The 19,806-nt window shown below is 29.4% G+C and carries 18 protein-coding genes; 4 read left to right on the forward strand and 14 right to left on the reverse strand.

Annotation, left to right across the window (positions count from 1 at the left end; all coding sequences use genetic code 11):
* Positions 1-2: 2 nt before the first annotated feature.
* Entirely contained in the window at positions 3-776 is a 774-nt protein-coding gene (locus FG167_RS16550; RefSeq protein WP_203459317.1) for a LexA family transcriptional regulator, read from the forward strand.
* Positions 773-2,107, forward strand: coding sequence for an exonuclease domain-containing protein (locus FG167_RS16555; protein WP_203459318.1), 1,335 nt, complete (start codon positions 773-775; stop codon positions 2,105-2,107). Before FG167_RS16550 ends, FG167_RS16555 begins: the two co-directional genes overlap by 4 nt.
* A 120-nt stretch (positions 2,108-2,227) precedes the next feature.
* Here FG167_RS16555 and FG167_RS16560 read toward each other — a convergent pair whose 3' ends face one another.
* From FG167_RS16560 to FG167_RS16580, 5 genes are all read right to left on the reverse strand, one after another.
* Positions 2,228-2,515 carry a GIY-YIG nuclease family protein gene (locus FG167_RS16560; protein ID WP_203459319.1) on the reverse strand — a complete coding sequence of 96 codons (288 nt, stop codon included), beginning with the start codon at positions 2,513-2,515 and terminating at the stop codon, positions 2,228-2,230.
* 159 nt (positions 2,516-2,674) lie between these two features.
* Positions 2,675-3,034, reverse strand: coding sequence for a hypothetical protein (locus tag FG167_RS16565; protein WP_203459320.1), 360 nt, complete (start codon positions 3,032-3,034; stop codon positions 2,675-2,677).
* Between the two features lie 151 nt (positions 3,035-3,185).
* Entirely contained in the window at positions 3,186-3,596 is a 411-nt protein-coding gene (locus FG167_RS16570) for a hypothetical protein (protein WP_203459321.1), read from the reverse strand.
* Positions 3,597-3,891: 295 nt separating this feature from the next.
* Positions 3,892-5,319 (reverse strand): viperin family antiviral radical SAM protein, encoded by a 1,428-nt coding sequence (locus FG167_RS16575; RefSeq protein ID WP_203459322.1) that lies wholly within the window; start codon positions 5,317-5,319, stop codon positions 3,892-3,894.
* Positions 5,320-5,376: 57 nt separating this feature from the next.
* The gene (locus FG167_RS16580; protein ID WP_203459323.1) at positions 5,377-5,520 is read right to left on the reverse strand and encodes a hypothetical protein; all 144 of its coding nucleotides are present in this window, start codon (positions 5,518-5,520) and stop codon (positions 5,377-5,379) included.
* 227 nt (positions 5,521-5,747) lie between these two features.
* Here FG167_RS16580 and FG167_RS16585 point away from each other — a divergent pair, with 227 nt between their 5' ends.
* Positions 5,748-6,779 carry a hypothetical protein gene (locus tag FG167_RS16585; protein ID WP_203459324.1) on the forward strand — a complete coding sequence of 344 codons (1,032 nt, stop codon included), beginning with the start codon at positions 5,748-5,750 and terminating at the stop codon, positions 6,777-6,779.
* Positions 6,780-7,580 carry a LytTR family DNA-binding domain-containing protein gene (locus FG167_RS16590; protein ID WP_203459325.1) on the forward strand — a complete coding sequence of 267 codons (801 nt, stop codon included), beginning with the start codon at positions 6,780-6,782 and terminating at the stop codon, positions 7,578-7,580.
* A 97-nt stretch (positions 7,581-7,677) separates the two neighbouring features.
* On the opposite strand, the gene FG167_RS16595 is transcribed toward FG167_RS16590, so the two are convergent.
* From FG167_RS16595 to FG167_RS16635, 9 genes are all read right to left on the reverse strand, one after another.
* Positions 7,678-8,577: a YafY family protein gene (locus FG167_RS16595; protein ID WP_203459326.1), complete on the reverse strand. Its 900-nt coding sequence runs from the start codon at positions 8,575-8,577 to the stop codon at positions 7,678-7,680.
* Positions 8,578-8,586: 9 nt separating this feature from the next.
* Entirely contained in the window at positions 8,587-9,192 is a 606-nt protein-coding gene (locus FG167_RS16600; RefSeq protein ID WP_203459327.1) for a hypothetical protein, read from the reverse strand.
* 12 nt (positions 9,193-9,204) lie between these two features.
* Entirely contained in the window at positions 9,205-10,368 is a 1,164-nt protein-coding gene (locus FG167_RS16605) for a PD-(D/E)XK nuclease family protein (RefSeq protein ID WP_203459328.1), read from the reverse strand.
* Positions 10,369-10,419: 51 nt separating this feature from the next.
* On the reverse strand, positions 10,420-10,704 hold the full coding sequence (locus tag FG167_RS16610; protein WP_203459329.1) for a hypothetical protein: 285 nt from the start codon (positions 10,702-10,704) through the stop codon (positions 10,420-10,422).
* Positions 10,705-10,777: 73 nt separating this feature from the next.
* A complete protein-coding gene (locus tag FG167_RS16615) occupies positions 10,778-12,034 on the reverse strand; it encodes an McrC family protein (protein ID WP_203459330.1) in 1,257 nt (418 codons plus the stop codon).
* Entirely contained in the window at positions 12,035-14,545 is a 2,511-nt protein-coding gene (locus FG167_RS16620) for an McrB family protein (RefSeq protein WP_203459331.1), read from the reverse strand. It abuts the gene before it with no gap.
* A gap of 98 nt (positions 14,546-14,643) precedes the next feature.
* Positions 14,644-17,304: a hypothetical protein gene (locus FG167_RS16625; RefSeq protein WP_203459332.1), complete on the reverse strand. Its 2,661-nt coding sequence runs from the start codon at positions 17,302-17,304 to the stop codon at positions 14,644-14,646.
* Positions 17,297-18,820 carry a hypothetical protein gene (locus tag FG167_RS16630; RefSeq protein WP_203459333.1) on the reverse strand — a complete coding sequence of 508 codons (1,524 nt, stop codon included), beginning with the start codon at positions 18,818-18,820 and terminating at the stop codon, positions 17,297-17,299. Before FG167_RS16630 ends, FG167_RS16625 begins: the two co-directional genes overlap by 8 nt.
* A 3-nt stretch (positions 18,821-18,823) precedes the next feature.
* The gene (locus FG167_RS16635; RefSeq protein WP_203459334.1) at positions 18,824-19,801 is read right to left on the reverse strand and encodes a hypothetical protein; all 978 of its coding nucleotides are present in this window, start codon (positions 19,799-19,801) and stop codon (positions 18,824-18,826) included.
* Positions 19,802-19,806: the final 5 nt, after the last annotated feature.

The raw sequence follows: 19,806 nt of genomic DNA on the forward strand, positions 1-19,806 counted from the left end.
TTATGAAATTTATATCTAAAAACATACGTCATTTAAGAAGTTTAAAAGGAGTTACGCAAGAAGTGCTTGCCGAAGATTTACAGGTAACCCGATCACGTATAAGTTCTTACGAAGAAGGTCGCTCTGCGCCTACCATTGAAATGCTCATTCAATTGTCGGATTATTTTAAACTTCCTATAGATATTTTGCTTCGCAATGATTTAACGAAAGCAAAAGACACGTCGTTTATCGAATTAGGAAACCAGCGTGTACTCTTTCCTATTACTGTAGATAGCGATAATGAAAACCTCATTGAAATTGTTCCTGTAAAAGCTTCTGCAGGGTATTTAGCAGGATATGACGACCCGGAATATATTGAGCAACTTCAAAAAATAAAATTGCCGTTTTTACCAACAGGAAAACATCGAGCATTTCCTATTAAAGGAGATTCCATGCTTCCCATGAAAAATGGCGCATTTGTTATTGGCCGTTTTGTAGAAGATAGAAGTGAAATAAAAACAGGAAAAACCTATGTTTTAATCACCTTAAATGATGGTATGGTCTATAAACGCGTGTACAATAATATCGATTTGAATGGCTCTTTGTTACTCATGTCAGACAATAAAATATACAACGATTATAGTGTGCCAATTAATGAAGTATTAGAACTTTGGGAGTTTACTTGTAGTATTAATACCCAAGAATACACCGAAGAAGAACTAAAAATTAGTAGTATTCTCGGTATGTTTAACGAATTAGGCGTAGAATTAAAAGCTTTAGAACGAATTATAAGATGATGTACACCATTATTGATGTGGAAACTAGCGGAACTAGTAACCGAATTACAGAGATTTCCATTTTTAAATACGACGGAAAACAAATTGTAGATGAGTTTACATCGCTTGTCAATCCCGAAGTGATCATTCCAGTATATATTACTTCCTTAACCGGAATTGATAATGTGATGGTTGCTAATGCGCCTACTTTTTCGGAAATCGCAGCCGATGTATTAGCCATTACCGAAGACACCACTTTTGTAGCACATAATGTCAACTTCGATTATAATGTGATACGTAATGAATTCAAGGCTTTAGATATCGATTTCAATCGAAAGAAACTATGTACTATTCGTTTGTCACGCAAGCTCATTCCGGGGCATAAATCGTATAGCTTAGGAAAACTTTGTGCTGCTTTACATATTGATATTGTTGGCAGACATAGAGCACGTGGCGATGCCGAAGCAACCGTTGTTTTGTTTGAAATGCTATTGCAGAAAGAAGGTGCCGAAACAGTTTTTAATGACTTCTTAAAGAAAACCTCTAAAGAAGCGACATTGCCTTCGCATTTACCGACTTCCGTGTTTAATAACCTATCGGATAAAGCAGGGATTTATTATTTTAAAAATAAGAAAGGCAAGATCCTTTACATTGGAAAAGCGAAGAATATCAAGAAACGTGTTTTAAGCCATTTTTACAGCAAGGCACAGAAATCTTTAGATCTTTGTCGGGAAACTTCTGATATTGACTTTGAGCTCTCTGGAAGTGAACTTATCGCTTTCCTAATGGAAGATGCTGCGATTAAACAGCATTATCCGGAATTTAATGTGGTTTCCAAACGCGCACCAAAAGCCTACGCTATTTTTAGCTATGAAGATAGAAAAGGAATAACCCATTTGGCATACAATACCTTAAAAGCAACACCAAACGCCTTGCAAACCTTTTCTACTATTGCCGATTGCAGACAGTATCTAGAAAAAATGTGTACGGAATTTGAACTGTGTCCGAAGTTTTGCCATTTACAAGAAGCGGTTACACAATGCTCCCATTATAAGATTACGACTTGCAAAGGCGTTTGTTGCGATACCGAAACGGTAAACGATTATAATGCAAGGGTCACGGCAGCAATTACCTATATCACGGAAAGCAAACAAGATTTAGTGCTCAAACAAAAAGGACGAAACGCGCAGGAAGAGGCTTTTGTACTTATTAAAAAGAATGTGTATTTGGGATATGGTTTTGTGGATAAATCGGAACAAATAACGACTCCTGAGGATTTAGAGAATTTCTTGATTCCGCAAAAGGATAATTTGGATGTGCAGAAGATATTGCGAACGGTATTGCGCGTGTAGTTAAGTGATCTGATTATTTTTTGGTCATTACGAGGCACGAAGCAATCTGTTTGTTGTTTACGAAAACTTAATGAGGTTGCTTTGTCCTACGTCCTCGCAATGACAGTAAAGACAGTGACGTTACAATGCATCAAACAAATCCTTCCACTCTGGATTCATACTTTCTATTAATTCTATTTTTTGTGCTCTGCTTCCACCTTTTAATTGTTTTTCTCTAGCAATAGCATCTCCAATCCTTTGGTGCGCTTCATGATATACCAACTTGTCTACATTGTATCTTGCTGTAAACGATTTTTTATTATGTTTTTCTTTATGTTGTAGTATGCGTATTTTTAAATACGCCGTTACACCAACATAAAGTGTTGTATTATTTTTATTGGCTAGTATGTAAATGTAACCTGGTTTCATAATTGTATGTGTCATTGCGAGGCACGAAGCAATCTGTTTCTCTTTTGGTCATTGCGAGGTACGAAGCAATCTGTTTAATGATTACGTTTCCATTCATAAGACTGCTTCAGGTTTACTTCGTTACCTCGCAAAGCTCTCAGTGACAGTCTAAAATGAATGCTAATTAACAATCTCTTTTTGTGTACCTATTCTATAACAACGTTCTTCACCAAGATATTGGGGATCCCCATGTTTCTCCGACCAAAAGCCTTCTAAAATATCTTTAGTAATGCATTTATAAACGACTACGCCTTTATAGATTACCGCATCATCGCCTAAGTAGTTAAAATTAATAACCAAGATATTGTCTTTAAAAAAACCGGTTCCCGATTGCTTTTGGTTGTTGTTGATGAGCCACGCTGCTTGTATGCGCTGGTTTTCGTCTAGGCTTAAGGTTAGCGTTCCTTGATAGGTTGCTGCTGCTGCGTCTTGGTTGGAGCCGGTTATTTGGTAGGTTCCTGGGAGTTGGGTTAGTTGCATTTTTATTTGTTATGTCATTGCAAGCGTAGCGAAGCAATCTGTTTGTTGTTTACAATTTAATTTTTTTTTTCAATTATTGAATGATTTGACAAACAATAAAAATTGCAGATCCAACTCTGTCGGACCTACAATTAAGATAGTATTTTAATACCTATACTTTTAAATATTCAAGAACCTGTTTCCAAGATTCATAAGGTTTACTACCAAACATAATATGTTCTCCCTCAAAATCGGCTACGCCATGGTTTTTAGTATCATCAATAATATAATCCCCTTTTACTAAGTTTTTATGATGTGTAAGTATGAGTCTGTTTTTAGCTTCCAAACCTATATGTTTTTCAACCCATAAACGTTTTTCCATCCAACAATGTGGATTACTCCAAACCGGAGTGGTAACAATATAACAATCATAATTATTGCTTAATTTTTTAAAAGCATCAATAGCTCCATCCATTGGTTTATTGTTTAAGAAAAACCCAATTGTATTCTTCTTTTCTATAAATGGTCCTTCCCCCAATTCTACTAATACACCATCCATGTCAAATAATACTATTTTTTTCATCCTTTTTAAATTTTACTAATTAATAAATAATTTTGTTTCCTTTTTGATGCATTATACTCTTGGAATTCACAATAAAAACAAGTGATTAAAGTGTTATTATCTATCTTTATAAATAATTCTTTGTTCGCGTTTTTATTTATTTTCCTTATCACGTTTCTACTAACAACCAGAAGTGTATTACTATTTTTAAATTCTATTTTTCTTAAAATTTGGATTAAAAGATTATCGCTAATTTGTCTGTCCCATTGTCTGTAATTAAAATGTTCTGTTTTATTAAAACCTGCTATAGAGTTTCTCATGATACGCTTTCCTCCTTTCTTAAATCTTGGTTCTTGTCATTTTCCCAATCATAAATACCACCTCTTTTTTCAAATTTATCCAAATCATAATCCATTGTTTTTAGAGCCTCTTGTATACCAACCTCTAAAATGGGTTTACTATAGTTATGTGTTCCTTGTGCATTATCAAAAAAGCGTCCTGCAGGATCTACCATAACATAACTTCCTTTAATTTCATCATTAGATTCTGGAACTATAGTTTTTACATCTTTATGCGTGTTTAAAAAATGAGAGTATTCTGCATTTGTAATTTTAAATTCATCAATTTTATTATCATTCTGACCTTTTATTGGTAATACTTGCAATACTTTCCAACGTTTTGGTTTTGCATGTTCAATAAAATCTACTAAGTTGTCTTTATAGTTTACTTTGTTAACTACAGTATTAATTTTTAAGCCATAACCATATTGATGAATTTTATCTATCAAGTCATAATAAAATGCTTTGCTTAAGGCTCTTTTTCCTGTAATTGCTCTCCCTATTTTAATATTATTTTCATCTTCTAAACTATCTATACTTACTGCAATCCAGTCTAGGTACGGTTTATTGTTTTCTAAAAATGCATCTGTTAATTTACTACCATTAGTAACAATCATAGTAGTCATACCTAATTGTTTTGCTGTTTTAATAAGGTTTGGCAACCACTTACAAAGCAAAGGTTCTCCGCCAGCAAAAGTTATTTTTTCAAATCCTGCTGCTGCTATTTTTCTTACTACTTCTAAAGCTTCGGTTTCTGGTAAATGTCCTTTTGGTAAAATGGTTTGTTTTACGTCTTGAAAGGTTGCAAAACAAAACTTACAGCGCATGTTGCATGGTTCCCATAAATGAAAGTTTATACTTGGAATTTTAGTTACACTATTACTCTTTTGATAATGTTCCATTATTAAGTCTGCAACTTCATTGGCTGTTAAATCGCCCGTATTAATAACCAAATCATAGTTTTTATCATTAGTAAAATCTACACCATAGTTTTCTTGAAATCGATCTTTCATAATTTGGTTTCTTTGCTTAATAGCTTTGGCACTTGTGGACTCGTCACTTCTATTCGCTTCATGTATTCTTTTAGAAGCACTTTCATCAGATGCTTTTAATAATACATGAAATGCATTTTTTATAAAGTGGAATCCTAATCTATAATCAATTACAAGATTCTCTTTGCTATTACATTCTAATCTAAACTTCTCATCTATTTCAGTATCCAATTCTGGTTGTGTTTTACATTTCTCTTGAAATTCGTTAATAGTCAATCCATACTTTTCCATTGCATATTTCCTAGAATAATTTCCAACAGAAATAAACTCAAAGTTTAATTGTTCTTGAATACGTTTTCCTACTGTAGATTTTCCTGTTCCTGCAAATCCGCTTAATGTTATTTTGGTTTTCATAATTTTTGGTTTTTTTAATCTCATCCTTAAACTAAAAGGATGAGATTAGGTTAGTTTTTACTTGTTTGCGTTTTTAGCTCCTGCACTTTGTGCTCTTGCTGTAAAACTTCCTTTTGTTACACCTCCTGAATTTGAAGATCTAGCAGTACTACTTTGTATTCTCGCAGCTGCTTTACTTGTCATTGGTCTTGATTTACTCATGTTTTTAAATATTTATTAAATACTCAAAGACTTATTATTTAGTAGGCTTTCTACTAATTATCCTTTGATTACACCTGCAATGTCGAGAAGAATAGAATTATATTATTACATTTGGGATAGAGAGGCTATATTTGGGATATCGAGTACTTTTTTTGTGATATTAAAAAAAGAGTAGATTTAAAAATCCCTTTTTTAGAGAAGTAACTACTAACAACTAGACAATTTTTATGTATTACTATTCAGAGTTAAATGAACAAATAGAAGTATTAAGAACCGCAACTTTTATACTATTAGGTTTATTAATATTAATAGTCATTAGAAATTGGTATAACCTGTTCAGAAAACGATCCTTCCGAAAAAAGAACAAACAGTTAAAAAAAGAATTAGAAGTAACTAAATTAGCCGCTTCCAAATATGATGTACAGTTAAAAAAAGGAGAAAGCTTAGAAAGAAAATTAAATAAAAAACACACGGAAATCTTCCAACTACAACAAGAAATGGAAGATTACAAACAAAAATTCTATTCCTATTTAAGTCAAAAAGAAAAAGAAATAGCACAACACAAAGAAGCTAATAATCACCAAAAAAGAGCTTACGAACGTTTTGTAAACTATAAAAATGTGGAAGCTAACAATACCAGACTCGGTGCGCATTTTATTAAAAATGTAATTAGTCAGATTTATGTGGACATGGAGGAAACCGATAATAGTTACAAGTCCTTTCTAGGAATTAACTATAAAATGGGTAAAAACAAAAATAAAGTACCGCCAATAAAAGCCTTAAAAAACATTTTTAAGCTATTAGATTATAACGTCTCAGCTTTAAATAAAGAAAACACCTCTTTAGAAGAAGAATTAGAACATATCACTATGTTTTTAGATCTTATTAAATATCTTAAACCAAATGCGAACATACAGTTTGATAATAGTTTAAGACAAGAACAAAAAGAAAACATAAAGATCAAACCCACTTTGTTTTTCCCTTTTGTAGAAAACGCATTAAAGCATGGAAGCTTAAACAATACAGACTCGTTTATAAGTATTGTGTTAAAAGAAAATAAAAACAAGCAACTAACCTACTGCTTGGTGAATAGTGCAGAACAGCGATTAGATTATGAAACCAAAGTCGCAGAATCTTCAAATTTTGGGCTAAATGCTTTACAACAATTACTAACTGCCTATTATCCAAATAGCAAACTAGAACATAAAACATTGCCCAATAATCAATATTTGTCGGAACTAACCTTAAGCTTAAATTAAATGATAAAGTATATACTTGTAGACGATGACCAAAGTGTTTTAAAATCTGTTAAAGTTAAAATTGATACTCTATCAAAAGATTACGATTTACAACACGTAAAAAGCTATGACAGTTCTAAACAAGCTTTCCAGGAGATAAACGAAGATGATTTTGATTTACTCATTGTAGATTTTGAAATGCCTGTGTATAACGGTATTGAATTAGCTCAAAAAATAGCAACGAATAAAAAAGTTATTTTTTTAACGTCTACAACTAATAATGAAAAAAAAGTAATCAATAGTCTAGATATCTCTGGTTTCTTAAGCAAACCTTTTGATATTGAAGAATTTGAAGAAATTTTGAAAAATAAGATTTTGGGGAAAGTGAAAACTACTTTTAATAAAAATAGTACAAACTTCATCACTTTACCAATTGGCAGCAACAAAGAAGTGCGTTTTAGACCTGAACAAGTCTATTACATTAGTACTTCCTTAATTAGTAATGGATGGAAGCCTAGTAAGAAATCTCAGAAATTTGAAAAAATTAAGGCAGATAAACCTCATAAAAACTACTTACATATTTATGGTGAAAATGATGAAATGTTATTTGAAAATGTAAGAATGAAGATTATAGATATAAATAAAGAACTATTCCGTTATAATTTCGAAAAAATCAGCCAAAGCACTATTATCAATATGTCTCATATAAAAGAAAGAAAGAATACTACTGTTTATTTATATAACTGCAAAACAGAATTTGAAATCACAGATAGAGAAAAAACAGGATTTATGGGAAAATTAAGGGCTAAATTTAAGGTTTAGCATCAATAACAATTCTAAAAGCTATAACACGCTACTTCCTAACCCGATATCAAACACTACATTCTCAATTACCGCATAAAGAATATAAAAAACACCTCTAATACCTTAAAAACGTAGCTTTCAACATTCCCTTAATTTCATCAACCAAAGTAATTGGTTCCATCACCTTAACACTACTACCATACATTAAAATGCGTTCTACAAGTGATCGATTAGGAATTACATCCAATGAGATTTGAAACGCAATATTTGTATCCAGAAGTATTTGCTGGGAATGATGTAAAGGCAATGTTTTTACATACTGTCCTTGTTCTGGAGTAAAAGACAATACTACTCTTTGTTTGGTGTTTTCGGAATACACCATACCAATAACATCATGATACAGGTAGTTAATATCCACATCTGTATTGGGTTCAAACGTATTTTCAGTTAACTGTACGTTAGACACTCTATCCATTCCAAAATTCCTAAATTCTTTTACGCCTTCTTGTTCTCCAATAATATACCAACGATTAGCATACTCTTTTAATAAATAGGGTTTTAACAATCGTTTTGTAGTTGTGTTTTTCTGAAAATTATAATGCGTAAAGCTAATTTCTCTATGTTGCTTTATTGCTGTTAAAAACAGCTCTAAATATTGTATTCCTTGAAGTCCTTCACTATTATCAAAAACAATATGCTCTAAAGATTTGCTTTTAGTTTTAAAACTTTCTTTTAGCAAATCTGCTGTATTTACTAATTCTAAAAAACGAACAAAGTTTTCAAAATTCGGACTATTATCATAATCAATATAATAGTTGTTTCTAGAACTATCATATAACACCTCAACCCCAAACTCATTTCTTAAATCATCAAAATCACGTTGAATTGTTCGCTTGGTATGCTCAAAACCATTATCAAATAAAAAGTCTTTTATAGCTTCAAAAGAAGTATCTCGTCCATTTTTAATTTTTTCTATGATTAATGAATACCGTTTTATTTTTCCTTGTACAGACATTTTTACTATTTAAGAAATTAACTCTAATCCAGTATACTCATTTACTAATTCCTTCCAGCTTACAGGTGTTTTTATAAAAGTCTCCACAGTCCCACCAATAGCGGTGAAATCCACGTTTATTTCATAACCTTCTGAAGCATAATCATTTTCTAAGTACTGATTATACTCTAAAACCAAACCTTCTAAATCTTCAAGAAGATCATAATCTAAGCGATCCGCATAATCGAGATATCTCATACTGTGAATAACTGTTTTCACACCGTTGACAACCATATAAATCGCTATGCGGTTATGCATATCGACACTGTTTATTTTAAATTTTTTCTCTGGATATTTACTCAAATACTCTATACCATTACCAGAGTCAAAATACTGCTGTAAATCTATTCGGGCTTGTTTGTCAGTGGTTTGAGAAATCCCCAAACCACTGTACAATACATCTAAAATACTTCCGTAATGCTGAAAAACTTGTTTTCTAGCTTCTATTGGTGACACATGATGAAACTCTTTTTTTGTTTCTACCAAATCGGCTTTAGTAGGTGTTTCATTATGAGATTCATCATGAATATTGGGTACTGCTCTTCGCCAGTATTTAGTTTCTATTTGGTAGTGCATGGTCAATAAATACTAGTTTACTTTTTTAAATTTTTCTAGCCATTTTTCAAAATGAACACGATCATTATTTCTTTCATTTTCAAACCATTCACAACAAACCCAATAACTATTGCCATTAATTTCAATTGGGTCTTTCCAATAATGTAAAGGACTAGTACTATTAATTTTATCTTCTAATAATGGATATTGTATATCAAATAATTCTTTAGACTTTTCCTGAGACTTCATTTGTGAAATTTCGTCATTATTAATAAAATTCCCTGCAACTAATTCATTAAGTTTTCTTTGTACAAATTTTCCGATTTTTTCCTTTTCATTGTTATTTTTAAACTGATCTGCAATATTTTTGGCTGTATCTCTTATACTTGGTTCAACATGTAAATTCGTCTGTAAAGACTCAACTGCTTTTTGTATTAAATCCTTATTTTCCTCCCAAAACTGAGTTAACAAATCACTTTCTTCCTTTGTAATTGCCATAAATTGATGTGTGTTTTTAATGTTTTCTACTGGATTCCTTAATGCTATAATGTAATCTTTTAATATATGAAAAGTAGAATCATTAAGATCCTCGTCGAAAAGCGGTGTTATTATTAAATCTAATATATTTTGATAATTGATCTGTATAAAATCTTTACATATACATTCAGGACTTTCTAATTGATCTAATTCAAAAAGCGAAATCGGAGTTAAATAAACAAAGAAAGTATTTATATCATTGTTATTCTTATTATTAATCGAATCAAAATAACGCAGTGTTTGTTTATTAAACTCACCACTATATACCTTGTTCTCAACAATTATTTGCAATTTAAATTCGTCAATATTACATTCAATTATTAAATCAATTTCTCCATTAATTCCTTCTCTAAAATTTTCTATTACTTTTAATGAATTAATAGAATAATCTCCAAGTACTAGTTTTTTATACAACTCCATATCAATTGTATTTTCATTAAAAAACTTGCTAGCAATTAAAACATCAATTAAATATCCCACTGCAACCTCTGAAACCATACATTCTTTACTAAAAAGCCATTTCAAAAATGAAGTATGCCTAATTTCTTTCCTATTTACCCCATAAATCTCCATTAAAGATTTAGTAGAATAAATATCCATCAGCTTCTTCGTCGATTGACTATTTTTAAAAGCTATAATTCTTTTTGTTAATTCTTTCATTCACTTAGTGTTAAATTAATTTTACTGAGAAGATATTATTGTTATTATTGACTACAACCACTCCATAACCGTTTTGTGTAACAAATACTGGTTAAATTGTTTGGACACCTTTTTAAAAGAAAGCCGTTCTCCTTTATTTTTATTTACATAATGATAAGCGCGCATTGTTAGTGCTAACTCCTCGTGCGTCTTTAGTTGTAATATATTAATGTTTACTGTTTTTAAACAGTTCGCTACAAACTGTTTCAAGTTATTTGCGCTGGATTGCGCTTCGTTAAAAGTCATATTCTCATATACTTCTAAATAGTCTTTAAATTCCTTTAATACGTTATCCATTGTTTTATTTTTTAATGAATACAAATATCATATGGCAGCTACGACAAAATATGTCGTCATCACAAAAAATCTTTTATTTAGTTAGATTTAAACCTGTAATTTGCAATATACTCTTCCCTATAGAATTGTCTAAACTCCCATCCCCATCCAAAACAGATACAAAGCCCATTTTACATTGATGGTCAATTTCTGAGGTTTCATCACTTACATGTTTTGAATAATCATCTGTTAAATAAGATTTAAACTTATTTTCGGCATAATCACCAGGATATAAAAGCATCGCTTTTTCGGCATCCCAAAAACGACAATAGGTATACATCTGTCTTAAATCAGAAACAGAAGCAGAACTCTTTTGTGGTCGTTTCCATTTTGTATCGATGATAAAAGTTTTCTTGCCTTGTCGTAATACAATATCTGGTCTTAAACTATTACTTCCCCAAAACGATTTAGATTCCTGACCAGACACTTCCATATTGGTGCCTTCACATGCTTTTTGTAATTGCTTTAAAATATAGGTTTCCCACAACTCATTCATATCAAATAGTAGCGATAACATCTTTTCTTTACCACTGGTAATATCTGGCGAGTAATTTAGAATAATCAATCTTGCTAATTCTAATGCATAACCATAACTATTCGTTTTTCTGTTTAGTTGGATTGCATTTAACTGTTTTGCTGTAATGGTTTTAGTTTCGACTTCTGGAAAGTTTATTTGCACTCTATTTACTAAGTCTTGTAATCTAGAACCACTAGTAAACTGACTAACAACAGTTAAAGCTTTTTGTAATACTTGGTGTAAAAAGTGATTGCTATCATATACTTGATGTGTAGTATAAAAACGTTCTTTATGCACTATATTTTTTCTAATATGACCAGCAAATTCTAATTTTCCTTTTAAAGCTTTTGTATTATTGGTTTGCTTTCTATATTTTTTAATTAATCCTTTTCTAACTAAACTTTCTACTTCTAGTAAATACAATTCAAAATATACTTCTAATAAATTTAGGTGTTGCCTTTTTACATGAGCAGCACCAGAAGACTCTGCTTTAAGCTTACCACAAGCCTGTAACATTTTTAATAATACACCTTTCCATTTATTATCAGCATCCTCTTTATCCGCTTTTGGGTGTATCTCAATTGTTAAACCATCCACTTGAATAACACCAACGTACTGATTAAACTTGATGCCTTTAGCAATAGGCTCAAAGTAATTACCATCGTGGTATTCATTCAGTTTTAAAAGTGCATCTAAATGCGTTTGTTTAAAACCTTTTTCACCAATACACAATCGTTGATGCTCAAAAACAGCTATGTTATTACGTTTTGTCAATTAATTTTCAAGTATTTCTTTTTTACCAAGTAATTCGGAAACTGCATCCATAATAGTATCTGCATTTACTAGGTTTAGTTTATAACTAGGTATTTTAAAATCGTTTGCATTTTCATAATCAAAACTTGCAAAATCGACTTTATCATTCTTTATTTTTTCAATAAATCCTTTTCCAAGCACTAAACCAATTTTACCATAATCCCCATAAAAGTATTCTTGTAATAATGGTACTATTTTATTGTTAAAAGCATTTGCTAATTTTTTAGTAGAATCAACATTTACAAAGTAAGAATGTCCAATAGTATGATCTCTATCTATTAATAATTCTATACGTAGATTAATGGCTTCTAATATTCCTGACAGCTCAACATCCTCTACATATTCATTTTCAATAACACTATAATCAGGCATCATTTCTTTAAATTCAAACCTACGACGTAAAGCTGTATCTAAGGCTTCTACACTTCTGTCAGCAGTATTCATGGTGCCATAAATATCTAGGTTTGATGGTACACTAAATTCTTTTTTAGAGTAAGGTAATTTAATGCTTAATTCATTCTTAGCGCCTTTTCGCTTATCCACTTCAATAAGTGTAATTAGTTCTCCAAAAATAGCAGAGACATTTCCTCTATTTATTTCATCTATAAAAATAGCATATCTATTATCTGGATCGTTTTTAGCTCTAATGCATAATTCTTTAAACACACCATTCTCTATTCGATACCCTAAATTTGTGGTTTCCTCTCCTTCTTCTGGAGAAATTGGTTTTATACCTTCTATAAAATCTTCGTAAGCAAAAGATTGGTGAAAAGTTACAAAGTCATAGTTTTTAATTTCTTTTTGAGGACTAATATTAAAGTCATTTACATCTTTTAAAATATCCAATATTTCTGGGCTTTGTTCTTTTACCTCATCCGATAACAATTGCCATGTTTTGTTTTTATTCTTATCGAAAATTAATGGATTCTGACGTTGCTTATAAGCTACGTTTTCAGATTCTTCAATAGTATGCATCTGTAAAGTTCCCCATAATGTTGCTCTTACATTTTTAGATTCAGAAAGTGCTGCTTTTTTAGCAACCCATCTGTTTTCTAAAATATCATTTACTCTAGCTGTTCCAATTTCAACAAGCGCTAAAGCAACAACTTGCCACCAAGTTAATTTAGTAACGGTTTCTTCAAAATACTTCTCTTTGGTTACCGCGTTTTCTTTCAGTGTATAGTTATCAAACAATTGAGCTTTTAAATAATAGGTTTTTCCTGTTCCAGGAGGTCCATAAAGTATTTGGTTTGTAGCAGTACTATTTATTTTTTGAAATGAATCCTTTTTAACAGTAATACCATGCCCTTCTTTAATAAATTCTATAAATGCTTTTATAGAATCAGAATATAAACCCTTACTACCATAAGATGGATCAGCAGAATAATAATATTTAGTTTTTTTATTTTTTTGATTTTCTATTAAATCTTGATACAACAATGTGAGTGTTGCTATATTTTTTTCAGAATAGATATCTTTATTTAAAAGCTCATTTAAAATATCTATAGCTCTTAAATAATAATTTATTTTATCACTACTTTCATTTCCTTTTAGCCAGTTTGAGTATTGTACCTTTATTATCTCAGACTGATTGTTTGGCCTATATTTATCAAATCGTTTTTTTAGTTTCTCTTTCATATTCGAAAACTCTTCTTTAGAAATTCTATGAGCGTCAAATGTTGGGTTTACCTTTTTTTCTACTTCTATTTGATTATTTATTATTGGTATTAATTTAGATAAATCCCTGTCTACATCTTTTAGCATAACAGCTATGTCTGTATATGATTCTTGTTTTGGTTTTGTTCTAATCGTATACATCTTATTATCAACACCACTAACACGCTTAACACCAATGCTTTCCGCGACAAATTCAAACGCAGATTTTATTAAATTTAAAGCGGATTTATTTTGAGTATTATGAGGAGAATTTGTTTGCGACAACTTAAAATCATAACTAAATTTGGAATAGTCAGAAGAAATTTCAAAAATTAAACCAATACAATCACTTGAGGAACCAGGGAAATTCACTGGTAATGTCCAAAATGTAACTGCGAAATAGCGTGATTTTTCTGTACCAATAAAATAATCTAATTCAGCACCTTTAGAGCCATTTTGCCTTAAAGAAAATGTGAAATTTTCATCTTGTTTATTTTTATTATTTAACCAATTATAAACTTGTTTCTCATAATCTTTATAAGTAATCATACCTTTCTCTTTTTTTACAATCGTAAATCCATTACGTTCAAAAGCATTAAAACAGTCTGTACCTTTTCCGCCTTTAAAATAGCGTTCTATTTTTCTACCTTCTGCATGAAAATTAGCATAAGCCATTATGGCTTTTGGTGGATACGTTTTATTATTATAAAAAACATCATAAGTTGATGAAGGTCCGAACTCATTTGGATATCCTTTTTCTTCAAAGTCTTTTATAGCTTGTAATATATGATCTTTAGTTACTTGATTGAATAGCATATTATATAATTAATTTATTATTACAAAGAGCTAATTCAAAATCCTACAGAGAATTATGTCTCGCTTTTTTGGAAAAATTAAAAAAGTAATACTGAACATTACTTTTTAAAACTTTGTTCTAAACCCATTTCTCTAATTTTATCTAACCATTCATAAATCATGGTTTGGCAATATTTAGGTTTTCCGTCTTCATTCTTTTCTTTTTCCATGGCAATAGCTAACAAAGCATATTCATTTTCTAGAGAAGTGCCAAAAACACCTTGATCGTCTGTGTTTATGGATACAAATAATTGTGGACATTCTTTTATCTTATCAAAATCAGTTTCTAAGTGTAAATTGAAAAAATTCTTTATAGGGTGTTTGTTATATTTATCTATAGTTCCAATTAAATAATTGGATGTTGGATTACATTCAATTCCTATATTCATTTGTACGATGTAGTTTTGATATTCTTTTTGAATACTAGTAACTAATTTTATATAAGCCTCTGTAATTTCAAATTGCTTTATTTCTTTACCCTTCTTTTTTATTGCAGGATTAAAATGATATTGCTGATACAAAAATTTAGTTTTGCTGTCATTTCTTATGTTTCCTCTTTTAGGATAAAAATGATTAATTCTACATCTTTCCCAATAGGTAATATTCGGAATGTCTTCTATTTTGTCATCTATATCTTCTAAATATAAATATGGATCATCTCCTCTTAATTTCCATGCATCAAAATATATTTCATGTTTAAAATCTATATTATAAAATCTAGAATCTTTATCAAAATAACATTGATAAATTTCTCTAAATAAAGAATCAAATAACTTTTCTAATTTATAGATTTCGCTTGTATGGTCATTTATGTTGTATTTTCTAACCTTAGCCAACAACCAAGCAATATTATCTAATAACATCTCTTTCGGAATCAATAATTTTCTTCCTTTAAAATCAAAATATGCTTTAACATCTATTCCTAGTGCCAATGCATGTCCTATTCTATCGCCTTGGCAAAATTTTAGAAACTTAATGCTTTCATCAATACATCTAATTCCATCTATAATATCATAAAAATCTTCTCCTGCATGATAAGTAGCATACAGTTTATTTTCTACAATCTCTTTCTTTAAATGATTGTATTTTCCATTTAATTTATGGTCTTTTAAATACCTAAAGGCTTGTGCAAAAACTTCTGGTCTTGCATTAAATTCATTTGAAGCAGCATCAATACCTCTTATCAATTTTGCTTTGGTAGAATACGATTCTCTAAGTTGTACGATTGCTCTGGCTTGTTTTTTCACATCTTTTCTTAATTGATGATGCCTTGGTAATACTTCTTGAGCCAATTTGTAATTCGTATTCTTCTCTTTAAACTTAATAAAATGGACTGTATAAAAATGTTTTTCTTTGTTTGCTTTATACGTACCTAAAACCTTTTTGAGAGGAATATTATAGTGTGTCTGTTTTAATGCTTTAGGATCACTATTAATTTGATATTTCTTTAAACTCGTATTAATAGCTAATGCGGTGTCTTTAGGAGCAATTCTAGTTTCAAAAGAAGTTATATTTTGAAACTTTGTACTATCATTAATAGCCATTTGTAATAAGGCTGTTTCATAAATACTATTATCTGGAATAAAGTATTCTTTTCTATCCTGATACGTAGAAAAGTTAGCAAAACCAACCTTTTTATTTACCTGAATCAATTCTGATCTAAATTGATTTTTGATGGATATATATGCGTGTAATAATTTTTCTATCTTAAAGCTTTCTTTTTTTTCTGCATAGATATACTTCAAAGCTCTGTAGAGTAACTGCCTTTCACCATACATTATAAAAGAACCTTCAAAGTTATTAATATGCATGTCTTTAGTGATGGCATAATCTGCTACGTCTTGCTTTCCTTTATGATAAAACTCATAGCCGTAAAGTTTCTTTTTCTCGTTTATTTCAATTTGAATATTAGACAAATTCATTAATACCTCAAACGAATCGTTTTTATTAGAATTTGGATATAATAAGTACTTAAAATCAGCTACGTTAATTTCACTATTTTCATCTAATAAAAATTGAAATAACACCAGTCTAATTTTCGAAGCTTTATAAACAAGGATGTCTATTTCTTTATTTTGATTATTAAAGGAATGAGAGGTAGTACCATTTAATTTGAGTCCTTTTTTTAATTTCTTAAACTTTTCAGTATGATGATTACTATTGATCGTATTCATTAAAGAAATCCAATTCAAATCGAAAACGGGAGCAGAACCCTTTAAATGAAAATGATTTTCTGCAATCCCTTTATCTAATAATTTTTTTAGTCTGTTATTGTTTGAAAAAGCAACGGTTCTCCAAGAAAAGAAATTTCTTTTTCTTTTAGAACGGTTATCCATATAGGCAAAGTAAGAACAGGTAAATAAATCCTCTCCTAAAGAAAAAGACAAATCTCTCCAACGTAATAAATGCTCATAACAAACAAAAGGTTCTTTGTCTCGTTCTATTAAAACTTGTTTATTAAAATGAGTTAATAAATTAAAAATGGATTTATTACTACTTTTTCCTTGATACACATCTAGTAGCCAATCTGAATCTAACTTTTTATATAAGTTTTCAATTTCATCAAAACTATAGTTATCAAAGAGGGACAAGCCTTGTTCTAAAAAACCTGTTTTAGAAAAAATATCATTTTCTAAAACATTACTGTATATATGCTGAAGTATTAAATCAGGACAAGTATTATTAAAAATTGCTTCTATGGATTTTCTAAGATTATCCATTATTTATTATAGAATTATCAATTAAGTTTAATAATTCATTTTTAACATCATTCGAATCTCTAGATGAATCATCCATTTTTATTCTTAAATCTCTTATTAAATCAATATAATTTGGAGAAGTGTTAGGTATTTCTTCGAGCCTAGTTATTAAATTTGTTATTACTGTTTTTGTATTAATCCTATTTATTATATTGGATTTATATTTCTTAACTAGAGAATAAGCATCTTTATTAATAGGATACTTTTTTTTCTCTAAACTTTTTTCTGGTATTTCAAACACTTTTCTTAAAACTAAACTAACCTTTTCTTTGTTTGTTTCGTTGCTCCAATATTGAAGTAAAGGATGGTTTAATAATTTTCCGAAATCAAAATTATAATCTTTATTTAGGTCATCAATTAGTTCAGGTATTCCTCTAACAATATATTCATATAAGTATGTGTCAAAATGGATTAGAGAATCTTTAGTTCCTGCCCTTTTGTACATTAAATTAATAAACTTATTAAATAAAGCTATGTTGAATATTTGAAAATAATCATTATCTGGTTGTAATGAATTTTTCCATTCCTCCATTTCTATATATAGATCAGTTTTTTTGACTTTATCAGATATAGTATTTGGAATATAAGTTTGAAGTATGTTCTTTGGGGATAATGTATTGTATAAAAATGAAATAGCATTGAATGTTACAGATTCAAAGGGATTTCCAGGTCTATTTATTGTTCTACTTTTTATTTCATCATCAGAAGTCACATAGTTCATATTATCACCTAAGCGATCAAAAAAAGATGATAACCAAAAGTATAACTCTTCATTATTACCATCAATATCTAGGCTAGAAATTAACTCAAATATTTTTTTTGGAGACTTATGTATTTCAAAATAATCTCTAGGTTTTCCTTTTCTTTCAGATGGTAAATATTTTATAGATCTATTAGTTAATTGATCATTGATTAAATAATAAAAGTCAGAATTATTATAATTCAATAAATTATTTTTTAAAGCTTCAGATATTCTTATTGAATAGTAATTTGATAAGTAAGTTAAAAAAAAAGGAGTCTCTTTTTCTGAAAAAAATCTTGTTTTTTCAAGGAACCTTATAATAGATAAAAGGTCACCGTAGGATACATTATTAGAATTTGTTGCTTGTGTTAAAGAATATAAATTATCTATTGAGCTTTCTAGTTTATCTTTGTAAATAACACCCAATCCATTAATTATTTTTCTATTTAAAACTTTATTAGACGTATTATTTAATTCATTAAAGAATTGAACATTTTCTTTAGATAAATTACTATTAATTTCACTCATTAAATATTCTTTAAAAGAATCAAGAGAGCTTTCTCTATATATAAAAGTAACTGTATTTATATATTCTCTTATATTGGCAGGAATAATAATGTTCTCTTCTGAATCATCTTTAATAATAACGAAGTTGGCTTTATCTTTAACTACTTTAATAAAAGTATCTACAATATTTTTATCTTCGGAATAAATTGTTTTATTATTTGTTTTCATGCCTTAATAGCTTATTATAACTTTAGTTGATTGGGTAGTTGATAAATCAGGTGTTTTTAACCTTCTTTCAATTGGAAATAGCTTAGTTAAATATTTATTTGATTTATTTGAAATAATTTCTGATAATTCTAAATCATTATTATTCTGTTTGTACTCAAAAAGTGTTTTATATTCTTTTATGATTTCGTTATTAATAGAATCTTGTAATTGTTCCATTTTACAGGCAATTAAAATAATTACATTACTTTGAATTAAGAATTGGCGAATATCTTCTAACATTTCATAAGCACCAGAAATGTTCAAATCAAAATCATCTATAGGAATTAATAAAAAACCTTTTTTATCTTTTGAATTATCAATTCCGTACATGCAAAGTAGATATTCATCTACTAATTTTTTAAAATTCTCTTTCAAGTTTGTACCGAAAGCTAAATCACTTAAAGCTTCAATAGCTTCTTTTTCGTAAACATCAGACTTTCCGTTATGAACTACTTTAAGGTTGTTAAATACCTTTTGAAACTGTTTTATTAAATCTCGTTTACGGTCATTTTTAATAGTATTTTCTTTCTTTAATTTCTTCTGAAACTTAGAAAACATTTTAGATATGATAATTTCAAAAAGTTTATCTTCATTTCTAAATAAAGAAGGATCAATAATGTCTAAAGATTTTATTTTAGCTTTTTCAAGATTAGGAGTGGCTCTCCAAAAATCATCATCAGATTTCTTGTTTTTTAAAGCATCTGCAAAAGAAATCATAGAAGAACTTTTACCTGTACCACGTTCTCCTGTAAAAGCGATTACATTATTGTAATCATCATTACTAATACTTTTATTACTAGCAACTGTATTTGCTTGTAAAATGATCTCTTCTACATTTTTTGTAGCTTGTGTATATACTTCTTTAAAAATAGAGTCTTTAAATTCCTTAGTTTTCTCAATTTTAATTTTATATTCTTCTCCTATATTAATTTCTAATGCCATTTTTT

This window comes from Lacinutrix sp. WUR7 (assembly GCF_016864015.1).
Lineage (GTDB): Bacteria > Bacteroidota > Bacteroidia > Flavobacteriales > Flavobacteriaceae > Oceanihabitans.

Excerpts from the sequence above, each read along its gene's own strand:
- FG167_RS16595 (WP_203459326.1), bottom strand. The coding sequence starts at position 8,577 with ATGTCTGTACAAGGAAAAATAAAACGGTATTCATTAATCATAGAAAAA.
- FG167_RS16620 (WP_203459331.1), bottom strand. The coding sequence starts at position 14,545 with ATGCTATTCAATCAAGTAACTAAAGATCATATATTACAAGCTATAAAA.
- FG167_RS16635 (WP_203459334.1), bottom strand. The coding sequence starts at position 19,801 with ATGGCATTAGAAATTAATATAGGAGAAGAATATAAAATTAAAATTGAG.
- FG167_RS16585 (WP_203459324.1), top strand. The coding sequence starts at position 5,748 with ATGTATTACTATTCAGAGTTAAATGAACAAATAGAAGTATTAAGAACC.
- FG167_RS16575 (WP_203459322.1), bottom strand. The coding sequence starts at position 5,319 with ATGAAAACCAAAATAACATTAAGCGGATTTGCAGGAACAGGAAAATCT.
- FG167_RS16550 (WP_203459317.1), top strand. The coding sequence starts at position 3 with ATGAAATTTATATCTAAAAACATACGTCATTTAAGAAGTTTAAAAGGA.
- FG167_RS16565 (WP_203459320.1), bottom strand. The coding sequence starts at position 3,034 with ATGCAACTAACCCAACTCCCAGGAACCTACCAAATAACCGGCTCCAAC.
- FG167_RS16570 (WP_203459321.1), bottom strand. The coding sequence starts at position 3,596 with ATGAAAAAAATAGTATTATTTGACATGGATGGTGTATTAGTAGAATTG.
- FG167_RS16580 (WP_203459323.1), bottom strand. The coding sequence starts at position 5,520 with ATGAGTAAATCAAGACCAATGACAAGTAAAGCAGCTGCGAGAATACAA.
- FG167_RS16555 (WP_203459318.1), top strand. The coding sequence starts at position 773 with ATGATGTACACCATTATTGATGTGGAAACTAGCGGAACTAGTAACCGA.
- FG167_RS16610 (WP_203459329.1), bottom strand. The coding sequence starts at position 10,704 with ATGGATAACGTATTAAAGGAATTTAAAGACTATTTAGAAGTATATGAG.
- FG167_RS16605 (WP_203459328.1), bottom strand. The coding sequence starts at position 10,368 with ATGAAAGAATTAACAAAAAGAATTATAGCTTTTAAAAATAGTCAATCG.
- FG167_RS16625 (WP_203459332.1), bottom strand. The coding sequence starts at position 17,304 with ATGGATAATCTTAGAAAATCCATAGAAGCAATTTTTAATAATACTTGT.
- FG167_RS16630 (WP_203459333.1), bottom strand. The coding sequence starts at position 18,820 with ATGAAAACAAATAATAAAACAATTTATTCCGAAGATAAAAATATTGTA.
- FG167_RS16560 (WP_203459319.1), bottom strand. The coding sequence starts at position 2,515 with ATGAAACCAGGTTACATTTACATACTAGCCAATAAAAATAATACAACA.
- FG167_RS16600 (WP_203459327.1), bottom strand. The coding sequence starts at position 9,192 with ATGCACTACCAAATAGAAACTAAATACTGGCGAAGAGCAGTACCCAAT.
- FG167_RS16590 (WP_203459325.1), top strand. The coding sequence starts at position 6,780 with ATGATAAAGTATATACTTGTAGACGATGACCAAAGTGTTTTAAAATCT.